Annotated in this window: 22 protein-coding genes; 12 read left to right on the top strand and 10 right to left on the bottom strand. The window is 61.9% G+C overall.

Features of this window, described 5'->3' with window-relative positions; translation table 11 throughout:
- Positions 1-174: 174 nt before the first annotated feature.
- Positions 175-2,181, top strand: coding sequence for a gamma-glutamyltransferase family protein (locus F3J20_RS00250; protein WP_167281292.1), 2,007 nt, complete (start codon positions 175-177; stop codon positions 2,179-2,181).
- Here F3J20_RS00250 and F3J20_RS00245 read toward each other — a convergent pair.
- From F3J20_RS00245 to F3J20_RS00220, 6 genes are read right to left on the bottom strand one after another with little or no spacing between them, the layout of a single operon-like run.
- Positions 2,171-2,479, bottom strand: coding sequence for a hypothetical protein (locus F3J20_RS00245; RefSeq protein WP_205192503.1), 309 nt, complete (start codon positions 2,477-2,479; stop codon positions 2,171-2,173). The genes F3J20_RS00250 and F3J20_RS00245 overlap by 11 nt on opposite strands.
- A gap of 20 nt (positions 2,480-2,499) precedes the next feature.
- Positions 2,500-2,769, bottom strand: a complete 270-nt coding sequence (locus F3J20_RS00240; protein WP_240162656.1) for a tlde1 domain-containing protein — start codon at positions 2,767-2,769, stop codon at positions 2,500-2,502.
- Positions 2,723-2,983 (bottom strand): hypothetical protein, encoded by a 261-nt coding sequence (locus F3J20_RS00235; RefSeq protein WP_167281291.1) that lies wholly within the window; start codon positions 2,981-2,983, stop codon positions 2,723-2,725. Before F3J20_RS00235 ends, F3J20_RS00240 begins: the two co-directional genes overlap by 47 nt.
- Before the next feature lie 20 nt (positions 2,984-3,003).
- Positions 3,004-3,177, bottom strand: a complete 174-nt coding sequence (locus tag F3J20_RS32495; protein WP_345889816.1) for a hypothetical protein — start codon at positions 3,175-3,177, stop codon at positions 3,004-3,006.
- Positions 3,178-3,226: 49 nt separating this feature from the next.
- Entirely contained in the window at positions 3,227-3,487 is a 261-nt protein-coding gene (locus F3J20_RS00225) for a hypothetical protein (protein ID WP_167281289.1), read from the bottom strand.
- Entirely contained in the window at positions 3,468-3,986 is a 519-nt protein-coding gene (locus F3J20_RS00220) for a DUF2778 domain-containing protein (RefSeq protein ID WP_167281287.1), read from the bottom strand. The genes F3J20_RS00225 and F3J20_RS00220 overlap by 20 nt, the downstream gene beginning before the upstream one ends.
- A gap of 541 nt (positions 3,987-4,527) precedes the next feature.
- Here F3J20_RS00220 and F3J20_RS00215 point away from each other — a divergent pair.
- The 8 genes from F3J20_RS00215 (at position 4,528) to F3J20_RS00180 (ending at position 11,996) form a co-directional block, all read left to right on the top strand.
- Positions 4,528-5,307: a YkgJ family cysteine cluster protein gene (locus F3J20_RS00215; RefSeq protein WP_167281286.1), complete on the top strand. Its 780-nt coding sequence runs from the start codon at positions 4,528-4,530 to the stop codon at positions 5,305-5,307.
- Between the two features lie 725 nt (positions 5,308-6,032).
- The gene (locus tag F3J20_RS00210; protein ID WP_167281284.1) at positions 6,033-6,899 is read left to right on the top strand and encodes an ABC transporter permease; all 867 of its coding nucleotides are present in this window, start codon (positions 6,033-6,035) and stop codon (positions 6,897-6,899) included.
- 95 nt (positions 6,900-6,994) lie between these two features.
- Entirely contained in the window at positions 6,995-8,002 is a 1,008-nt protein-coding gene (locus F3J20_RS00205) for an ABC transporter substrate-binding protein (protein ID WP_167281283.1), read from the top strand.
- 13 nt (positions 8,003-8,015) lie between these two features.
- Positions 8,016-8,537: a MaoC/PaaZ C-terminal domain-containing protein gene (locus F3J20_RS00200; RefSeq protein WP_240162655.1), complete on the top strand. Its 522-nt coding sequence runs from the start codon at positions 8,016-8,018 to the stop codon at positions 8,535-8,537.
- Positions 8,537-9,388 (top strand): ABC transporter ATP-binding protein, encoded by an 852-nt coding sequence (locus F3J20_RS00195; protein ID WP_205192501.1) that lies wholly within the window; start codon positions 8,537-8,539, stop codon positions 9,386-9,388. Before F3J20_RS00200 ends, F3J20_RS00195 begins: the two co-directional genes overlap by 1 nt.
- 51 nt (positions 9,389-9,439) lie before the next feature.
- Positions 9,440-10,234: an enoyl-CoA hydratase-related protein gene (locus tag F3J20_RS00190; protein WP_167281281.1), complete on the top strand. Its 795-nt coding sequence runs from the start codon at positions 9,440-9,442 to the stop codon at positions 10,232-10,234.
- A 38-nt stretch (positions 10,235-10,272) separates the two neighbouring features.
- On the top strand, positions 10,273-11,013 hold the full coding sequence (locus tag F3J20_RS00185) for a hypothetical protein (RefSeq protein ID WP_167037208.1): 741 nt from the start codon (positions 10,273-10,275) through the stop codon (positions 11,011-11,013).
- Between the two features lie 167 nt (positions 11,014-11,180).
- Positions 11,181-11,996, top strand: a complete 816-nt coding sequence (locus F3J20_RS00180; protein WP_167037205.1) for an IclR family transcriptional regulator — start codon at positions 11,181-11,183, stop codon at positions 11,994-11,996.
- Positions 11,997-12,064: 68 nt separating this feature from the next.
- Here the strand turns inward: F3J20_RS00180 and F3J20_RS00175 are convergent, their stop codons facing one another.
- Both F3J20_RS00175 and F3J20_RS00170 read right to left on the bottom strand, forming a co-directional pair.
- Positions 12,065-12,985 (bottom strand): DMT family transporter, encoded by a 921-nt coding sequence (locus F3J20_RS00175; protein ID WP_167281279.1) that lies wholly within the window; start codon positions 12,983-12,985, stop codon positions 12,065-12,067.
- A gap of 74 nt (positions 12,986-13,059) precedes the next feature.
- Positions 13,060-14,334, bottom strand: coding sequence for an MFS transporter (locus F3J20_RS00170; protein ID WP_167037198.1), 1,275 nt, complete (start codon positions 14,332-14,334; stop codon positions 13,060-13,062).
- A 163-nt stretch (positions 14,335-14,497) separates the two neighbouring features.
- Between F3J20_RS00170 and F3J20_RS00165 the strand changes: the two genes are divergently transcribed.
- Complete coding sequence (locus F3J20_RS00165; protein ID WP_345889815.1) at positions 14,498-15,454, top strand: aldo/keto reductase; 957 nt, start codon at positions 14,498-14,500, stop codon at positions 15,452-15,454.
- Positions 15,455-15,458: 4 nt separating this feature from the next.
- Here F3J20_RS00165 and F3J20_RS00160 read toward each other — a convergent pair whose 3' ends face one another.
- On the bottom strand, positions 15,459-16,517 hold the full coding sequence (locus F3J20_RS00160; RefSeq protein ID WP_240158669.1) for a LacI family DNA-binding transcriptional regulator: 1,059 nt from the start codon (positions 16,515-16,517) through the stop codon (positions 15,459-15,461).
- A gap of 90 nt (positions 16,518-16,607) precedes the next feature.
- Positions 16,608-17,063 carry a MaoC/PaaZ C-terminal domain-containing protein gene (locus F3J20_RS00155; RefSeq protein ID WP_167037189.1) on the bottom strand — a complete coding sequence of 152 codons (456 nt, stop codon included), beginning with the start codon at positions 17,061-17,063 and terminating at the stop codon, positions 16,608-16,610.
- A 283-nt stretch (positions 17,064-17,346) separates the two neighbouring features.
- Between F3J20_RS00155 and F3J20_RS00150 the strand changes: the two genes are divergently transcribed.
- Together F3J20_RS00150 and F3J20_RS00145 are read left to right on the top strand one after the other, a co-directional pair.
- The gene (locus F3J20_RS00150; protein WP_167281278.1) at positions 17,347-18,954 is read left to right on the top strand and encodes a CoA-transferase; all 1,608 of its coding nucleotides are present in this window, start codon (positions 17,347-17,349) and stop codon (positions 18,952-18,954) included.
- Positions 18,951-19,760: a ThiF family adenylyltransferase gene (locus F3J20_RS00145; RefSeq protein WP_167281276.1), complete on the top strand. Its 810-nt coding sequence runs from the start codon at positions 18,951-18,953 to the stop codon at positions 19,758-19,760. The genes F3J20_RS00150 and F3J20_RS00145 overlap by 4 nt, the downstream gene beginning before the upstream one ends.
- Positions 19,761-19,766: the final 6 nt, after the last annotated feature.

Genomic DNA, 19,766 nt, shown 5'->3' with positions numbered 1-19,766 from the left:
GATGCGGACGGCGACGAGATATCGGCGGGTTGTGGCCGGCACCGCAGGCGATTGCTGTAATCCCTCCGTAAGTGGGATTTATTCCAATTGCCTTTCCGAATATTTTAATAAACCATTCAGCGGCAGGCCCCACCTCGATTCCGATCTCCTGAACGACAACGCCGAACCTCGACAATGAAAATCAACACGATCCGGCCTTACGCTTCCGTGCTGTTCGCCGCTGCCTTGATGAGCGCCTGCAACGGCGATTCCGATAACCTGAAGTCTCAGCCGTCGACCTCTCCGTCTCCGACGTCGCCGCCTACCGCCGACACAAGCTGCCTCGCGGTCGACAACAACGGCTCGACCGTCGTGGTCGGCTCGAACCAGCCCGGCGATCCGTCGCTTCCCGAAGCCGCGTCCGGATACCGGACAGGACTCAAACCGAGCTACGCAAAAACCTATATGGTCGTGACCTCGAACGCTTACGCCAGCGCGGCCGGTTGCGCCGTGCTGAAACGGGGCGGCACGGCAGCCGATGCGGCCGTCGCCGTGCAGGCGGTGCTCGGCCTCACGGTACCCGAGGCGACGGGCCTCGGTTCCGGCGGCGTGCTGCTGTACTACGACGGCCGCAACAAGACACTACAGGCCTACGACGGCCGCGAAACGGCGCCCGCTGCCGCGACGGAAAACTATCTGCAATATGTCGACGACACGAGCGATCACTCGACGCCGCAACCCAACGCGCGCGCGAGCGGTCGCTCGATCGGCACAATCGGCGTGCCGCGCCTGATCGAAGCGCTGCAACGCGATCATGGCAAGCTGCCGTGGAAAGGCCTGTTCGACGACGCGATTTCGCTTGCCACGAACGGTTTTCCGATCGGCGGGCGCCTTGCCGCGGCAATCGCGTCGAACGCATCGAGCCTGAAGCGCGATGCCGAAGCGACCGCGTATTTCATGAATGCGGACGGCTCGCCGAAGGCGCTCGGCACGATCCTGAAGAACCCGGCGTATGCGGACGCACTGACGCAGATGTCGCAATCAGGCGCGAACGCGCTCTATACCGGTCCGATCGCGCAGGATATCGTCGCGAAGATCGCGGTCGCGAAGGGCGCCGACGGTTCGACGCTGACGCCCGGCAAGACGACGCTCTCCGACCTCGCCGGATATCAGGCGAAAGTCCGCGAACCTGTCTGCACGACGTATCGCGCCTACTGGGTCTGCGGGATGCCGCCGCCGTCGTCGGGCGGGATCGCGGTTGCGTCGGCGCTCGGGATTCTCGAGAACTTCGATCTGAAATCGATGCCGCCGACCGCGCTCGATCTCGAAGGCGGCAAGCCGACCGTTGCCGCCGTGCATCTGATCACAGAAGCCGAGCGGCTCGCGTATGCCGACCGCGACAAGTACGTTGCCGATACCGATTTCGTCCCGCTACCGGGCGGCACCTGGGATACGCTGCTCAACAAGCCCTATCTGAAGAGCCGCTCGGCATTGATCAGCATGTCGAAGAGTATGGGCACCGCACAGCCGGGCGATCTCGGCGCGGTGCCGGTCGGTGTCGCGGCCAATCAGATCGAGCACGGCACGAACCAGTTCACGATCGTCGACGGCGACGGCAGCGTGCTTACCGCGACGACGACGGTCGAGTCGAGCATGGGTTCGTTCCACATGACGCACGGCTTGCTGCTGAACAACCAGTTGACCGACTTCTCCGCGGCCCCGACGGACAGTGCCGGCAATCTGATCGCGAACCGCGTGCAGCCGGGCAAGCGTCCGCGCAGTTCGATGGCGCCGACGCTGGTGTTCAAGATCGCGCCGGACGGCTCCAGGGGCGACTTCGTGATGGCGACCGGTTCGCCGGGCGGCGGCACGATTCCGCAATACGTGGTGAAGACGCTCGTCGGTACGCTCGACTGGGGGCTCGACGCGCAGCAGTCGTCCGGCCTGATGGACTTCGGCGCGAGCAACAGTCCGACTACGACGATCGGCGGCGAACACCCGGATCTCGATCTGTCGGATAACGGCGTGCACGATCCGCTGATCGCAGGCCTGACTGCGCTCGGACATAAGGTGTCGACGGCCGCGCAGGCAAGCGGCATCAACACGGTGATGCGTGTCACGCTGGGCCAGTCCGCCGTGCTGCAAGGCGGCACTGATCCGCGCCGCGAAGGCGTTGCGCTTGGCGATACGTTCAAGCCTTGATGATGGGGGCCGCGCGGCGGCTGGTAGTGCGCCGCGCGGTCAGGATGTGAGGAAATTGTTGCCATAACCTGATGATTGCCGCATAGGTAAGCATTGCCACGATCAGTTCTATCGTCACCCACACCACGAAAATAAGATCTTCTGGGTCCCGGATGCCGAGCCAATCCGAAGCACGCCACCAGACGTCTAGCTGGCTTTCCGTCATTGGATAGGGAGACGGGCGGACATAGCGAACCGAAAGAACGAATAGACAGAAAAACAATGCGATCTTGAACATCCTACGGGCAAGTGTTGCCATGTGTCATTACCTCGATCGCTCTATACGCATGAAACCCAAAATTGCGGACGGCATAGTAACGGTATGCAGAAGTGCGCGCCGGACACGCAGAAAATTGGTATGGCGTGCAGAGTGACACAGCCAAGTAAGACACCTTGACCGTCAGCCGGATGCAACCGGAACTGCCCGCGCTTGACACTATTGATCCATGTCACATCATCGATTGCCACATTATTCCGATACAGGGCGAACCATGCGCTGTGATTACTGCTTCGCCCGATAGTGCCGCCATAACCTGATGATCGCCACATAGGCAAGCACTGCCACGATCAGTTCTATCGTCACCCACACCACGAAAATAAGATCTTCTGGGTCCCGGATGCCGAGCCAATCCGAAGCACGCCACCAGACGTCTAGCTGGCTTTCCGTCATTGGATAGGGAGACGGGCGGACATAGCGAACCGAAAGAACGAATAGACAGAAAAACAATGCGATCTTGAACATCCTACGGGCAAGTGTTGCCATGTGTCATTACCTCGATCGCTCTATACGCATGAAACCCAAAATTGCGGACGGCATAGTGACGGTGTGCAGAAGTGCGCGCCAGACACGTAGAAAATCGGTATGGCGGGCAGAGTGATGCAGCCAAGCAAAACATCTTGACCGTCAGCCGGATGCAACCGGAACTGCCCGCGCTTGACACCATTGATCCATGTCACATCATCGATTACACCGTCATTCCGATACAGGGCGAAACATGCGCTGTGATTACTGCTTCGCCCGATAGTGCCGCCATAGCCTCATGAGCGCGAGATACACGAGCGCAGCTACAAGCAGATCAATGGTGACCCACACCACGAAATACAAATCTTCGGGATCACGGATATCAAGCCAGCGCGACACACCCCACCATATCGCCGACTGGCTTTCCGGCATCGGCCAAGGGTACGTATGAACATAGGGCACGGCGAGACAGAACAAGCTGACAAACAGCGCGACCTTGAACACCCTACGGACAAGTGTTGCCATATGTCACTACCTCGATCGTTCCATATGCGTGAAGCCCCGAATTACGGACGGGGACAGTAGTGGTGCCCAGAAGTGCGTGCCGGATAAACATAAAATCAGTATGGCGTGGCAGAGTGATGCAGCCAAGTGAAACACCTTGACCGCCTGCCGGGTGCAACCGGAACTGCCCGCGTTTGACACCATTGACCCAGGTTACGTCATCAATGATGCCATCATCTCGATACAGCGCGAACCATTCATTGTGATTCGATGGCGTGCCGAATGCGGAATTGAAGGTGTCTTTAGCCCACGTGTAAGTCTGGGAGCGCATGCCACCCGTAGGGCGATCAACGATCCAGTATTTGCCCGCTGGTATGGGGCCGTCGTTAGGTACCGCCGTACATCCGCCGCGATTTTTATATTGATGGTCGCCCGAATACGCTTTAAATGTGCCGAGGCCGACAATAGTGAGCGGTGATAGAGGCTCGTTATTGACCACAAACTTCCCTGTATAAGCCATCTTTCACGCACCCTTATCCGCGTTCATTGCACGAGTTTGTGTATTTGATATTGCAATCAAAGTAATGCCACGTGATTCGATCATAACAAGTAAGACATCCTAATATTGAGAGAGGCGTTTCAGTCAAGGCGCGCGTGGCCTGGGCGACGCCTTCGCTACACTGCCTCAATAACGGAGAATCGGGAAGTGACCCAAGGCAAAGAAAAATGCGAATTGACGAGAATTAACGCCATCGCAAAAAACCGCCGGGGAGATGGCGGTCGTTGCAGTGCGCCTGGTTCCAGGTACCGTCTTGCGTGTCAGGTTGCTTGCCCAGCCGTTGAGCCGTTTATGGCTTCACGCATCTCAGGTCGCAAAACCAGAAAGTGACTGCGTATTTGGACACCGAGCCGATCTGTTCGCTACCCAATCCAAAACAACATGACGGTTTACGCACATTGCATAAGCCGTCTCTGCAGATTCCTGTCTTCCAGAAAACGCGAAAAAAGCGAACTAACGTTACCATGGCACACACAAGCCCGAATTCGACAACGTCCCTGCCATGAGCCAAACCATTCATTTCGCCTGCACGATGTGCGGAAAGTGTTGCCACGACCTGCGATTGCCACTGAGTATCGATGAAGCGATCGTCTGGCTTCGCGATGGTGGCGAGGTCGAGTTCTTCTGCGAGGCGATTCCGTGGCCGGAGGAGCCACCCGAAGATAATCTGCTCGCCCGTCATAAGCGGCAGCGATCGTTTGCCACAGCCAGTGGCGAGCTTCCGGTCCGGATTGTCGTCAACCTGGTGGCTTCGTTCGAAGGGGCGTGTCCGTTTCTGCAGACGGACATGCGATGCGGTGCGTACACGAAGCGTCCACGCGTCTGCCGGATCTATCCCGCCGAAGTCAATCCATTCATCGAGCTCGATCCCGGCAGCAAGGCCTGTCCGCCCGAGGCATGGAGTCAGGACAACCGTGTTCTCGCGCGTCACGGCGTCATTGTCGATGCGGAAATCGCGGAGCTTGCGGCACAGTCAAGAAGAGTCGACGCGCAGGACGTGGACACGAAAGCGAGAGCATGCGCCGCTCTCGGCATCTCGACGGCGGCGTTGGCGAATGAAGGTTTCGCCATCCATTCACCCGATCGCGACTCGATGCTCCGTGCACTGTCCGCTGCGCGCGAATCGACCGGCAGCGAATCTGTCGACCCGATGCAATGGTCGTTCGTGAGCAACCGCTCTTCGACGCGTCAGGTTCTCGATGAAATCGGCGCGAAGGTCACGCCATCGGAAGACAGCGCCACGAGCGGATTCCGCTATTTCGCGTTTCATGCGGCTGACTGATGGTGATGCGGGACTTTCTGCGTGATGACGCGGCACCATCGGCGCTCGTTCTTATTTATTCCACACTTTAAAAAAACAGGGCACCAGGTTGCGCGTGTGGTCGCAATTTTGTGTGCAGCCTAGTCTTCAGTGCGCGTGAGGGTTGGACGGAATTCATTGGCGATCGTATTGATCAGTTACGCCTTATCGGTTATCCCATTGGGCATCGTGAAAGAGCTCGGTGCAAATTCGATGCTCCTGGCATTCAAGCTTGCGATTGCCTGTGTGTGCGGGGTTCGAATGCAACCCCTGTGTTCGATGTCGCCAAATCCGGCATGCGGCTTTAGAAGATTTCCGTTATCTGCTACGTACAAATCAGATACCAGGCGAGGCCGTCCTCAATATCCCGCCAAAGTCAAAGCGTGCTCGCGCCGCATCACGATCCCGCCCCAATTGCCTGAAATCAGACCCCAACCGGCCTGTCTATCCGCCTGCACCTCTGCCTGGACATTCGCCTGAACACCCCGCCAGGACAGTCGGCGGCTTCCCTTAGGTGGAATTCCCTAGAGGTGTTTTTCTCAAGATGGAATAGAGTTCAATCAAAGAACGTCATAGCATCTTTGTTCATGGGCTGACACGGCACCGCAACACCGCAACGTTTCAGGCATGAATCCCAACTGTCGCGCTGCTCTGGTTAGGGATCGGCTAAACCTGCATCGCACTCTATCCATCAGAGAGGAGACGGCATGTCACTCAAGGTATCGTCGCACCAGGTCGATGGCGTAAGCAGCACCAGCGAAGACCCATCCGCCCGCGCCGGCAATTCGACTGCCGGGCCGTCGCGAGGGATGCGCAAGCTGAAGCGCATCTGCTGGAATTTGCTGCCGCCGCTGACGTTTGTCGCCATCGTCGCGTTCTGGGCCGCAGTGGTGCGGCTCTTCGATATTCCGTCCTATGTTTTGCCCGGGCCGGGTCTGGTGTTCTCGCGTCTGATCGAGGAAGTGCCTCAGCTGTGGGACAACTCCCTCGTCACGGTTGCCGAAATCGTGTGGGGTTTTGGACTGACGATTCTGACCGCCATTCCGCTCGGGCTGGTCATCGCCTTGTCTCCGATCGCGAAGCAGGTGGTTTATCCGCCGCTGATGTTCCTGCAACTCGTGCCGAAAATCGCCGTTGCTCCGTTGTTCCTCGTATGGCTCGGTTTCGGTATCGAATCGAAGATTCTGCTGACCGTGCTGATGACTTTCTTCCCGTTGCTGCTGGCGAGCATGAGCGGTTTTCAGATTCTCGATAACCGTCTGCTGTATCTGACGAAGTCGATGGGCGCCAGCTCGTGGCAAACCTTCCGCTATCTGCGTCTTCCCGCCGCACTGCCGGTCATCTTCTCCGGCATCAAGACCTCGGCGACCATCGCCGCCACGGCCGCCATCGTCGCCGAGTTCGTCGGCGCGAACAAGGGCCTGGGTTACGTGCTGCTGCGCGGTACCAGCACGATGGATATCGGTTTGACGTTCGCGGTCATCGCCGTGCTGACAGTGATCGGTATTGCCATCAACTATATCGTCGAGTTTGCGGAGTGGGCCATGACGCCGTGGCAACGCAGCAAGCAATAAAGCGCAGAAGCCGGCACACAAGCAGGCGCACAAGCCAGTACGACTCAACAACCGGACACGGTCCGAGTTCGATCCAAAAATAAGGAGACACAACGATGAACCGATTTATTCGCAATCTGGTCGCCGCCGGAGCCGTAACCTCGGCCCTGGTCATGGGTAGCACCGGCACCGCAGCCGCAGCTACGCCCGTTACTTTTCAGTTGAACTGGGTGGCGGGCGGTCCGAACGCCGGCTTCGCGGTCGCGCTGACGGAAGGCTATTACAAGGACGCCGGCCTCGACGTCACGCTGGTGGAGGGCAACGGCTCGGCCACCACGGCTCAACTGGTCGCCGCCAATCGGGCGCAGATCGCCTATGCCGACGCGGTCGCCGTCAGCCAGCTCATTGCCAAGGGGGCGCCGATGAAAGTGGTCGCCACGCTCTATCAGTCCAATCCGAATGAAGTGTCAGCACTGAAAAAGTCGGGCATCAAATCGATCAAGGATCTGATCGGCAAACGGGTCGGCGTGCCGTCCGGCTCGTCGCAGACGACGATGCTCCCGTTGTTCCTGAAAGCCAACGGACTCAAGGAATCCGATGTCAATCTCGTCAACATGCCGCTTACGTCGCTGGTGCCGACTCTGCTGCAGGGCCAGGTCGACGCCATTCTGGGCTCGGTCGACTCATACCAGATTCAACTGGAAGCGCAGGGTGCGCAATTGAACAACTTCCGCTTTGCCGACTACGGCGTTCCGACCGTGAGCACGTCGATATTCGCCAATAACACGTATCTGAAAGAAAACCCGGACGTCGTCAAGAAGTTCATTGCGGCCAGCCTGAAGGGCTGGAGCACCGCGCTCAACGATCCGGCGAAGGCAGTCAAGTCGTTGAAGAAGGTATTTCCCAACATGAGCGAGAAGACGGCAACCGCCGAGATGGCCGCCGTCGCTCCGCTGTTCTGCAGCGGCGGCGCGAAGTACGTGGGCAAGGCGGAAGACGCGCTGTGGGTGAAGACACAGGATCAGTTGTCTCAGGTGGGGCTGTTGCCGCAGGGACGCGACCCGAAGAGCTATTACACGAACGACTACCTGCCGCCGGATTCGGCGCTGCGTCCCTGCAAATAAACCAGAGGCTACTATGACTGAACAACGGAACATTGGACTGCGTTACACCGATCTCTACGTCGGCATGAATTTCCGCAGCCCCGGACGAACGATCACGGATGCGGACCTCGTGGGATTCGCGGGTCTCACCGGCGACTTCTCCGAGCTTCACACCAGCGACGTGTACGCGAAGAACAGCCAGTTCGGCCGCCGTGTCGCTCACGGCATGCTCGGACTCGCCTATGCGCACGGTTTGATGTGGGCACGCACGGGCGAGCTGCGCGAAACGGCGATTGCCTTCCTCGGCATTAGCGAATGGAAGTTCCTCAATCCCATCTTCGTCGGCGACACCATCTTCGTGAACTATCAGATCTGCGAACTTCGCGAGAGCAAGTCGCGGCCCACGCAAGCGATCGCGACCTTCGACGTCGAGATCGTGGATCAGGACGGCCGCGTGGTCCAGAAGGGCAAAAAGGCCTTGCTGGTGTCCAGGGTCCCCCTCTCCGCCGTTGCCGCCAGTACGGCGTCGCCCTCGGCCAGTCAGGAGTCAACGTGATGAACAGGCAAGTCGCGGACAGGCAGGAGGCGGATGCCCAATCGGGTGTGCCTATTAGCATTCGGCAAGTAGCGAAAACATTTGGCGAAGAAAGCGACAAGCCGTTTCATGCGTTGAAAGAAGTCAACATCGACGTCAACCCGGGAGAGTTCATCTCGATCGTGGGGCCGTCGGGTTGCGGAAAAAGTACCTTGATGTTGATGGTCGCGGGGCTGCTCAAGCAAAGCCGGGGAGAGATTCTGGTCAACGGGAAAGCCGTGACCAAACCGATCACCGACGTCGGCATTGCGTTTCAGGATCACCTGCTGCTCGAATTCCGCACCGCCCTCGAGAACGTGATGTTGCAGGCCGATATACGCGGACTGCCGAAGAAAAAGATCGAGGCGCGCGCGAAGGAGCTTTTCGAGCAGCTGCGCCTGACGCATGCGATGCAGAAGTATCCGCGCCAGTTGTCGGGCGGCATGCGTCAGCGTGTCTCGTTGGTCAGAACCCTGGTTCACGACCCGTCCGTGATCTTCATGGATGAACCGTTCGGCGCACTCGATGCACTGACGAGACTCCAGGTGCGGATGGATCTGGAAGCGCTGTGGCTGCGCCGCCGGCCTACCGTTCTTTTTATCACGCATAGCGTGGAAGAGGCAGTCGGCCTGTCGGACCGCATCTTCGTCATGAGTCCGAGCCCGGGCGAAGTGGTGGACGAGATCGTGGTGGACCTGCCGCGTCCGCGGCCGATCGTGCTCGGCGATGCGCCGGAATTCGCCGCCTACGTGGATCGCATCTATGGGCACTTCGAACGCATGGGCGTGCTGCACGGCATTGGGGTTCCGAAGGCCGGTACGCACGCTTCCTGAACCTGTGCGCTGCAATGGGCAACATGAGCCGGACAACATGAGCGAAGCAAGATGAACACTGCAACGGAAAACGCGAGTCGCCTGGTCACCCTCGACGTGGATGGAGCGATTGCCGCGCTTGGGATTCACCACGGACCGCTCAACCTGGTCACCCACGAACTGTTGCGTGCGCTGAACCATGCGTTATCGGAAATCGCGGCTCGTGACGACATTTACTGCCTGATCGTGCACGGCGGTCAGGCACGCGCTTTTTGCGCGGGCAGCGACGTCAAGGAATTCGCGCATCTTCGCGAGAACGCCAGCGAATTCAAAATCCTTTTCGAGGACATGGTGCTGCGGCGGCTGGCACGCCTGCCCACGCCGACCATCGCGGCGCTCGACGGCGCGGCGCTCGGCGGCGGGCTCGAGCTTGCTCTCGCCTGCGATCTGCGCGTGGCGCGGCATGGGATCGCCATGGGGCTGACCGAGTCGCGACTGGGCGGCCTGGCCGGCAGCGGGTCGGTGAGGCTGACACGCCTGATCGGTCCGGCGCGCGCGAAGGAAATGCTGTTCACCGGCGAGACCATCGACTGCGACCAGGCGTTGGCCTGGGGCGTCGTGAACCGCGTTGCGCGCGACGGTTCGGCGCTGGACCTCGCCTACGACATGGCGCGGACTATCGTCGCCCGAGGCCCGGTATCGAACCGGCTCGGCAAGGAACTGGCCGATGCCGCGCAGGATTTGCCGCTGGATGCGGGCCTGTCGATGTCGACCGTAGCCCAGCAGAAGATATTCGACAGCAACGATTTGCATGAGGGCGTCGCGGCATTTTTCGCGAAGCGTTCGCCGTCCTTTATTGGGCACTGAAGCGGCCACTGAAACAATCACTGAACCAGGTTGACATCATGAGCGAACTGAAGCATGCAGCCTTGCCCCTTGGGGACGTTCAAACCACGAGCGGCGCAATGCTCGGCGACGGCGCTGTTTTTATCTGGAACGACGTCGACCCGTCGGGACTCGACCCGTTCTATGCGTGGCATGACCGGGAGCATATTCCGGAGCGTCTCTCCATTCCGGGATTTCGTCGCGGACGGCGCTACATTTGCCCCGGCCATTCGCCCGAATGGCTGACCTTGTACGAAGCGGCGGACCTCGATGTGGTCGTCTCGCCGACCTATCTGGAGCGGCTCAACAATCCGACGCCGGCCACGGTCGATACGCTGCGCTATTTCCGCAACACGTCGCGAGCCGTGTGCCGGATCGCGCATTCGCTCGGTTCGAGCAGCGGCGGCTACGCCCTTGCGCTGCGCGTGGACGTCGCCGCGGCCCAAGCGGATGCAATGAAAGAGTACTTCTGCGCGGACGTGTTTCCGCGCATCGCCACGCTGACCAGCGTGGTCGCCTGTCATCTGTATATGGCCGACCAGCCGGGCAGCTACCTGAACACGGCCGAGTCCGACACGCGTGAATTCGACGTGCCGGCGTGGGTCGTGCTGATCGAGACGACCACGCCGCAGGCCGCCGCAAGCGCCCGCGATCTCGTCGACGTACGCAAGCTCGCAGACCTGGGCGCAACGGTGCGCCCGGATGGCGCGGTTTATTCGCTGGAGATTTGCCGACTACCTTCGCCGGCGGCGGAACGCTGAACCCGTCGGCCGTATTCGACAGGGCTTCGCAGGCTCCCGTTCGCCGGGGGCCGTGCGCGAGGCAATGTTAATATCGGCCGTTCCGATGGCCCCGTCGTTGGAGGCGTCGGCTTCATCGACATCAGTCAGCACGCCGCGCGTCATTCATCTTTTTGACCGGTACTCATATGTCTCACATACCCGCAGAGCGCTGCCTGGACATCATTGAACTGCTCGCCGATGGTGCCGTTGCGATGCCGCTCGGCGAAATCGCAGCGCGGTTGCAGTTGGCCAAAAGCGGCGCGCATCGATTGCTCGCGACGCTGGTCGACCTGGGATGGGCCGAGCAGGATGCGGAGACCGGCTTCTATCGGCTGACGATGCGCCTCGCGATCCTCGGGCAGCAGTTTTTCGTCGCGACAGGTATCCCCGATATTTGCCAGCCGCTGGTGGATCGCCTCGCCGGCCAGTCGCGCGAGTTCGTCCGGCTGGCCGTGGTCGACGGCGCTTCGTTGACCTGGGTCGCGCACGCGCAAGGCGCAACGGGCGGGCTTCTCTATCAGCCGACCCTCGGCAGCAACACGGTGCCATTGCATGCGACGGCCACCGGCAAGGTGTGGCTCGCCACATTGCCTCTCGAGCAGGCCGTGGAAAACGTGCTGCGTGTCGGCTTCGGGGAAGCCGAAAAATATGGCCCGAACGTCATCCGCTCGCTGGATGCCTTGTTGAAGGAACTGGAGGCCACCAAGCGCCGCGGTTATGGCCTCGCGGTCAACGAAGGGGAGCCCGGGGTCAGCGCGATCGCGGCGGCGATTCGTCCCGCTGGCGGTGGCGCGGCGCTCGGCGTCGTCAGCATCGCAGGGCCGAGTGCGCGCATGACGGAGGACCGGGTCGGCGAAATGGCGCCGCTGGTGCTGCAAACCGCTACCGAACTCGCTTCCTTCTGGCCGTTGCGGATTCGTTCCAGTCAGGTCGCCTCGACCAGCCGAATGGTTGCCGCATAGGCTCTCGAACCTGCCGTCAAACGAAGCATTAAGCGACGCATTAAACGAAGCATCGAACAGATCGGCAGTCATCGCGCGGCGCTCTGTTTGCGCATGAGCACGGTGCCCATGCCGCTCGCCGCGATCACGCACATGCCGATGGCCGTCCACAGGTCCGGTGTCTGACCGAATATCAGCCAGCTAAAAACCGCCGCGAATGCCAGCTGCCCGTAAGCGAAGGGCGTCAGCAGCGAGAGCGGCGCGCGCTTGAGCGCCTGCAACATGAGCAGATGACCCGCCGTCGCCACGCTCGACATGAGCGCGACCAGCAGCCAGCTCTTCGGCTGCACGCGAGCCAGCGCCGGGAGCATGTCATGCCGGCCCAGCCACAGGAACACGCCGAGTACCACGGTCGCGCCGAGCGCGGTCAGGAAGTTCGTCGTGTTGAGATCGTCGATGCGCGACAGATGGCTCGATACGACCTGATAGCAGGCGAAGCTCGTGGCCGCGCCGATCGGGAACAGGACGGTCCACGTGAACTGGCTGCTCCCCGGCCGCACGACCAGCAACATGCCGATGAAGCCGAGCATGACCATCGCCCATTTGCGCAGCGGCACGTCGTCTTTCAGGACGAGCGCCGCCAGCAGCGTGGAGATCAGCGGTGCGAGCATGGCGAGCGAGGTGGTGACGGGCAGCGGCAGATGCCTCAGGCCCGCGAATGTGCAGGCGGTATTGCTGAGCAGCAGCAACGAGCGCGCCATCTGCAGGGGCAGGCTTCCGGTGCGGAAGAGTCCCGAGAGATCGCGCCGCACCTGCCAGATGCCTAACGCGATCACCTGAAACAGATAGCGCACGCAGAGCAGCGCCAGAAGGGGAACCGTGGAGCCGATGACTTTCACGGTCGTATCGCTGGCCGCGAATACTGCCGTCGTGACAATCATGAGAACGATGCCGGCACCGGTGCTGTCGGTGTTGATCCGGATTCCTGCCTTGCTCTCCAAGGTTGCCATTGGGTTCCCCCCGGTGTGCTGTCGTGTGGCGATACCTGTCGGATCGGCCGGGACTTATGTCGGCCAGACGCTCATCAGCTTTCCATATCGATTTGCGCGAGATCGATACCCTTCGTTTCGCGTGCGAAACGCAGCAGGATCATCCCCAGAATCGCGGCGCCGATCGTGAACGCGATGATGCCGTTAGCCATGGACAGGGACAGGCGATGCATGGTCGAGAGAACGATGAACGGTGCGAGACCGCCGCCGATCACGCCGAAGTTGTAGAGAAAGCCCACCCCCGAGGCACGGACGTCGCGCGGCAGGTTTTCCGTCAGGATCGTGCCCCAGATGCCCGACGAGCCGATGAGGAAGAATCCGCTGAGGAAGGCGCACGCCAGCGCAAGCAGCGTGTTGGAGGCGGTCATGACTACGCCGGCCACGCATAGCGAACCGAGGCCGATCATCAGCGCAATCGCGAGGCGCCGGCCGACTCGTTCGGCGATGAAGCCCGATGCCACGAAGCCGAAGATCTGACCGACGGCGGAGGCCATGGCCACCGAACTGACGAAGCCGGCGGGGAAATCCAGCGAACGCAGATACGTGGGCAGCAGCGCCTGGAACGGCCACGACCCGAAGCACAGCACGAACATCAGCAGCGCGAGATAGGCGACGCGGCCCGGATAGCGTTTGAAGAGCTGGGCAACAGGATTCTTCTGGCCCTGCGTGCTGGACTTGGTCCGGCCTTCCTTCCACGCCGCGGATTCGGGGACGAAAAAGATGATGAAGAGCGCGAGCAGCAGCGCCGGCGGCAAGCCGACGAAGAACATGCCGCGCCAGCCGAAGGCCGGGTAGATGAACTCGTAGGCGAGCGCGGCGCCGATCGCGCCCACACCCCAGCCCGTATCGAGAATGCCGATGCCGATTGCCCGGTAGCGCTCCGGCCACGATTCCGCGACCATCGCGGCGCCCAGCGAGAAGCCGGGCGCCATGCCGAAGCCGAGCAGCAGCCGGAACACCACCAGCGAGGTGAAGTTCCACGAGAGGCCGGTGGCGATGGCCCCGGCCGTGAACCATGTCAGCGTGATGAGAAGCGGGATTTTGCGTCCGATCCGGTCGCTCAGGCCGCCGAAGAGCAGGCCGCCGATCCAGCGCACGCCGTACGTTGCCAGAAGCAGCAGCGAGGCGGTGTCGAGAGAAACGCCAAAGGTGCGCGCGATGTCGCGCAGCACGAAGGTGATGGCGAGAAAGTCCAGCGCATCGTTGACCCAGACGCCCCATGCGGCAATCAGCACACGCCACTGGGACGCCGTGATTTCACGGTACCAGCGCTTGGAGGTCTTTCGGGGCAAGGTAACTTCAGATTGCATGTTGTCTCCACCCAACCGGATTCTATGATCGAGTCGGTAATGTAACCGGTCTCATTAAAGGAGGCAACGACGATTCCACGAATCCAGGGAATACACCTAAAGCATTGGAATTCATGGGGTATATACGTGACAATAAGGCGCACCGATACTCTGAATCCGATTTATGAGACCGTTTACAGAAATGGAAAAATCCAGTGAAGACCGGTTGCCCGGCGAATCGACTGACGCACTCGCGAAACTCGGCATGCCACGCGTGGTGGCGGGGATGTGGCGTGTTTGCGATTGGCGCATGTCCGCCGGCGAACTCGTCGATTTTATGCACCGCTGCATCGAGCTCGGCGTCACGGCTTTCGATCATGCGGACATCTACGGCCGCGGGGCGGTCGAGTCCCTTTTTGGGGAGGCCTTGGCGCTGGACCCGTCGCTGCGCGGCCGGATGCAGATCGTCAGCAAGGCGGGAATCCGGCTGGGCGCGTCATCGGCCGCATCGCCGGCCGGCGAAGGCCCGCTCAAGTACTACGATTCCAGCCCCGCCTATCTGCGCGAAGCCGTCGAACAATCGTTGCGGCGGCTCGGGACCGACCATCTGGACCTGTTCCTGATCCATCGGCCCGATTCGTTGATGAACATGGATGACATCGCGCTCGCCGCCCAGTCGCTCGTCGAGCAGGGGAAGATTCGCGCATTCGGCGTGTCGAATTTTTCGGTGCGGCAATTCGAGCTGCTGCACGCGAGGACGGCGCTCGCCACCAACCAGATCGAATTCTCCCCGTTCGCCACCGGTGCGCTGGATAGCGATATGCTCGCCGTCCTCGCGCAGGCGAAGGTGTCGCCGATGATCTGGTCGCCGCTCGGCGGTGGACGCCTGTTCTCCGCGACGGACGAGGCGGCCCGGCGCGTGCGCGGCGTCATGGCCGGCTTGCAGCAGAAATATGGCGCCGCGAGCTGGCTGGCGATCGCCTACGCGTGGATTTTCCGCGTGCCCGGCGCGCCGTACGTGATCGTCGGCAGCCGCCGGCTCGACTCGGTGCAGGCCGCCGTCGACGGGCTGCGGATCGCACTGGACCGGCAGGACTGGTACGCGATTCTCGAAGCCGCCCGCGGCCGGCCCGTTCCCTGAAGCCTTACTTCGGGCTTCGGCTGCGCGGCGGCGGCCCCGACGAGGTGCGGATGATGATCTCCGCCTCGCATTCGATGCTCTGCGCGCGTTCGCCGCCCGACAGCTCCGCGAGGATCATCTGCGCGGCGCTGCGGCCGATCTGCGCGCTGGGCACGCTCACGGTGGTGATCGGAATGGGGAGCTCGGACATGACCTCGAAGTCGTCGAAGCCCGCGAGGCTCAGTTGCTTCGGTATCTCGTAGCCGGCCTGCATTGCTTCGAGCATTGCGCCGATCGCGAACGAGCCGTTTCCGCAGATGACGGCGGTCGGCGGCTGCGGCGTGCTCATTACGCGCGAGAACAGCTCGCGGCCGACGCGCACGCCCCAGAATCCTTCGACCATATGTGCCGCCGAAATGCCGAGGCCGTGTTCCGCGAGCGCATCGCGCACGCCTTCCCGGCGCGCGAGCGCACGATCGTTCGAATCCGCCGTTTGGGACAGCATCGCGAAGCGCCGATGGCCGAGGCCGAGCAGATACGTGGTGAATTCGAAAAACGCCCGGTGATTGTCCACGCCGACGCACAGGTGCTCGCTGTTCCTGTGAAAGGTAAACGTATTGACGAACGGGACCTTGCGCTGCGCAAGCAGCGAGTAGAGATCGGGGTGATGCGATTCGCCGACCAGCACGACCGCATCGACGCCGCGCTCGAGCATGTTGCGAACCTGATTGAGTTCGCGCTTGACGTCGTACTGGGAGCAGCCGAGCAGCAGCGTATAGCCCGCGGATTCCAGCGCTTCCTGCAACTCCTGGATCGCGGTGGCGAAGTGCTCGTTGGAGACGGTCGGGAACACCGCGCCGATCGTCGCCGTGCGCTGGGTGGCGAGCGCACGCGCGGCGGCGTGGGGCACCCACCCCAGGTGATTGATCGCGGCGGTGATGCGGGCCCGGAGTTCGTCCGAGACGAGCTCCGGCGCGTTCATCATCCGCGAGACGGTAGCCGAGGACACGCCGGCGAATTTCGCTACGTCACGCAGGGTGACACTCGTCACGCGGGTCTTGCGGGCGGTGGCCGTATCTTCCATTGTCGTTTTCGTCTTCACCATGCGTGGCCGGTTCCCGGTCCGTTTGCGCTGTCTGTCCGAATTATAGCGGTGCGGCAGCGCGCCCCCGGGCTAGCTCTTGTTGGACAGCTTGCTGGCCCACTTCATCAGGTGGCGGCCCGCCGCGACGACCTCGCCGTGCTGGTTGACGACTTCCATGTCCGCGGTGCTGCGGCGCTTCACCTCGTCGATTTCCGCGACCCGGTAGATGACGGTCACGGTGTCGCCGAGCAGCACCGGCTTGATGAAGCGGATGCGGTCGTAGCCGGCCGACACGGGGAATTCGTCGAGATCGGTGCGGTGGATGATGTGCGCGATGCTGATCGTGGACGCGGTCGACATATAGCCCACCAGCAGGGCGCCGTGCGCGATGCGCCGGCCGATCGCGGATTTCTCCTGCATGTACTGCTCGTTGATGTGGGTATCGCTGAAATCGCCCGTCAGGCCCGCGAACAATGTGACGTCGGTCTCGCCGACGGTCTTCGCGAAACGGTATTCGTCGCCAATTTCTACACCTTTGATTGCCATCTGATCTCTCCTGTGACGTGGCTGGGGGCGGCGGTGCCGCGCGCCGGCGGCACCCGGTCGGGTTGCCGGCGCGGCATGAAACCCGCCGTGGTGCAGAAATAATACCGGTTACATTTTGTTTTTCGCAACGTCTATCCAGTGAAATATGCGTCTAATACGCAAAACATAGGGGTCTTCCCTGGAATAATGCGGTCGTTCTTGCGGATATTTATGAGACCGGTTACATTGAGATTGCCGGGCCGCGCGGGCGGCCTTCCAAATTCAACCGGACGCAGACACTCTCATGCAACGAATTACTTCTGACGAAGCGGCAAGCCTGGTGCGTACAGGCGACTCGGTCCTGATCAGCGGATCGGGCGGCGGGCATGCGGTCCCCGAGGCGCTGCTCGCGGCCGTCGAGCGGCGTTTTCTCGCCGAGCAGCAGCCGCGCGATCTCACGTCGATCAGCGTCGTCGGCATCGGCGACCGCGCCGCGCTCGGCGCGAGCCACCTCGCTCACGACGGTCTGCTCAAGCGGGCGATCACCAGCGCGCTGATCGACTCGCCGGGGCTGCTGGAGATGGCCGCTCAGGATCGCATCGAGGCCTATACGCTGCCGCAGGGCGTGCTGTCCCAGTTGATGCGGGAAATGGCGGGCGGCCGCCCCGGCCTGATCACGAAGACCGGCCTGAACACGTTCGTCGATCCGCGCCAGCAGGGCGCCCGGCAAAGTCCGCGCACCGAGGAGCAGCTCGTCGAACTGATTACGCTCGACAACGAAGAGTGGCTGCGCTTCAAGCCGTTCCCGATCGACGTCGCTTTCCTGCGCGGCACGACGGCCGACGAGGACGGCAACATCACGATGGAGCAGGAAGCGGTGCTCGGCGAAATGATCGCGATGGCGCAGGCCGCGCGCCGCGCGGGCGGCATCACGATCGTGCAGGTGAAGCGCATGGCGCGTAGCGGCACGCTGCCGCCGAAGCAGGTCAAGATTCCCGGCATTCTCGTCGACTTCGTGGTGGTCGAATCCGAACAGCGGCAAACCTACGCGACCGACTACGACCCGAGCTACGCGGGCGAGCTGCGCGTGCCGCTGAGCGAAATCAAGCCGCTGCCGTTCGGGCCGCGTAAGGTGATTGTGAGGCGCGCGGCCATGGAACTGTATCCGGCGGCGGTCTGCAATCTCGGCGCGGGCATTTCGACCGGACTCTCGACCGTCGCGGCCGAGGAAGGTCTGCTCGATTCGGTCATCCTGACGAACGAGCAGGGGCTGATCGGCGGCGCGCCGATCACGGGGCGCGACTCCGGCGGCGCGCAGAACTTCGCGGCGATGATCGAGCAGCCCTCGCAGTTCGACTTCTATGACGGCGGCGGCCTCGATCTGGCGTTCCTGTCTTTCGCAGAAGTCGACGCGCATGGCAACGTCAATATCAGCCGCTTCGGCGACAAGATCGTCGGCGTCGGCGGGTTCATCAATATCAGCCAGAACGCGAAGCGGGTGATTTTCAGCGGCACGCTGACCGCAGGCGGTCTCGACGTGCAGTGGAACGGCGGCCGCACGACGATCGTGCAGGAAGGGCGGCACCGCAAATTCGTCGGTTCTCTCGAACAGATCTGCTACAACGCGGCGCTCGCACATCAACGCGGCAATACCGCGCTCTTCGTGACCGAGCGCGCGGTGTTCCGGGTCGGCGCAGCGGGCCTGGAGTTGATCGAAGTCGCGCCGGGCGTCGATCTCGAACGCGACATCTTCTCGCAGATGGATTTCCGCACGCCCGTGGCAACGGATCTGCGCGAAATGGACGCACGCATCTTCGCGCCGGGTCTCATGGGCCTCGCCGCGGAAACGTCGGGCAAGGCGCGCCGCTATCGCTCGCAGCGCGTCGCCGAATGGTACGGGAGCCACGCATGAGCACGCTACCTTCGATCACAGGAAAGACGCGCCTCTATGCCATCGTCGGCGATCCGGTCGTGCAGGTGCGCTCGCCGGAAGTCTATTGCGGGGAGCTGGCGAAGGCGGGCATCGACGCCGTGCTCGTGCCGGTGCACATCGCCGCTTCCGAGATTCACGAGGTGCTGCCGGCGCTGCTGAAGCTGCGCAATCTCGACGGCGTGCTCGTGACGGCGCCGTTCAAGGCCGACGCGCTCGCGATCGCCGATCGTGTGCATCCGCGTGCGCAGCGCGTGGGCGCGGTCAATGCATTGCGCCGCGAAGCGGACGGCGGCTGGTTCGGCGACATGTTCGATGGCGAGGGTTTTGTGCGCGGGCTGATCGCGCATGGACACGAGCTGGCCGGCAAGCGCGCGCTTGTGATCGGCTGCGGCGGGGCGGGCAGCGCGATAGCGGGCGCACTGCTGGACGCGGGCGTGAAGGCGCTCAGCGTCTATGACAAGGACACGGCGCGTGCGGCGAATCTCGCGAACCTGCTTGCGCGGGACGCGGATGGATGCGACGTGCGCAGCGCGGCCGCGAGCGCGGCCGGTCACGATCTGATCGTCAATGCGTCGATCGTCGGGATGCGCGATGACGACGGCATGCCGGTCGACCTCGGTCCGCTCGACAGTCAGGTTATTGTCGGCGACGTGGTGCTGCGCCCGGCCGATCGCCCGAGTGCGCTGATCGCTCATGCGCGCCGGTACGGCTGTCCGACCGCGACGGGTGTCGACATGCACACCGGACAGATCGACGCGATCCTCGAGTTCTTCCATATCCGCTAACCGCCG

The organism is Paraburkholderia sp. Cy-641, assembly GCF_011752945.1.
In the GTDB taxonomy this organism is placed as follows: domain Bacteria; phylum Pseudomonadota; class Gammaproteobacteria; order Burkholderiales; family Burkholderiaceae; genus Paraburkholderia.
This window is presented reverse-complemented; position numbering and strand designations above follow the sequence as displayed.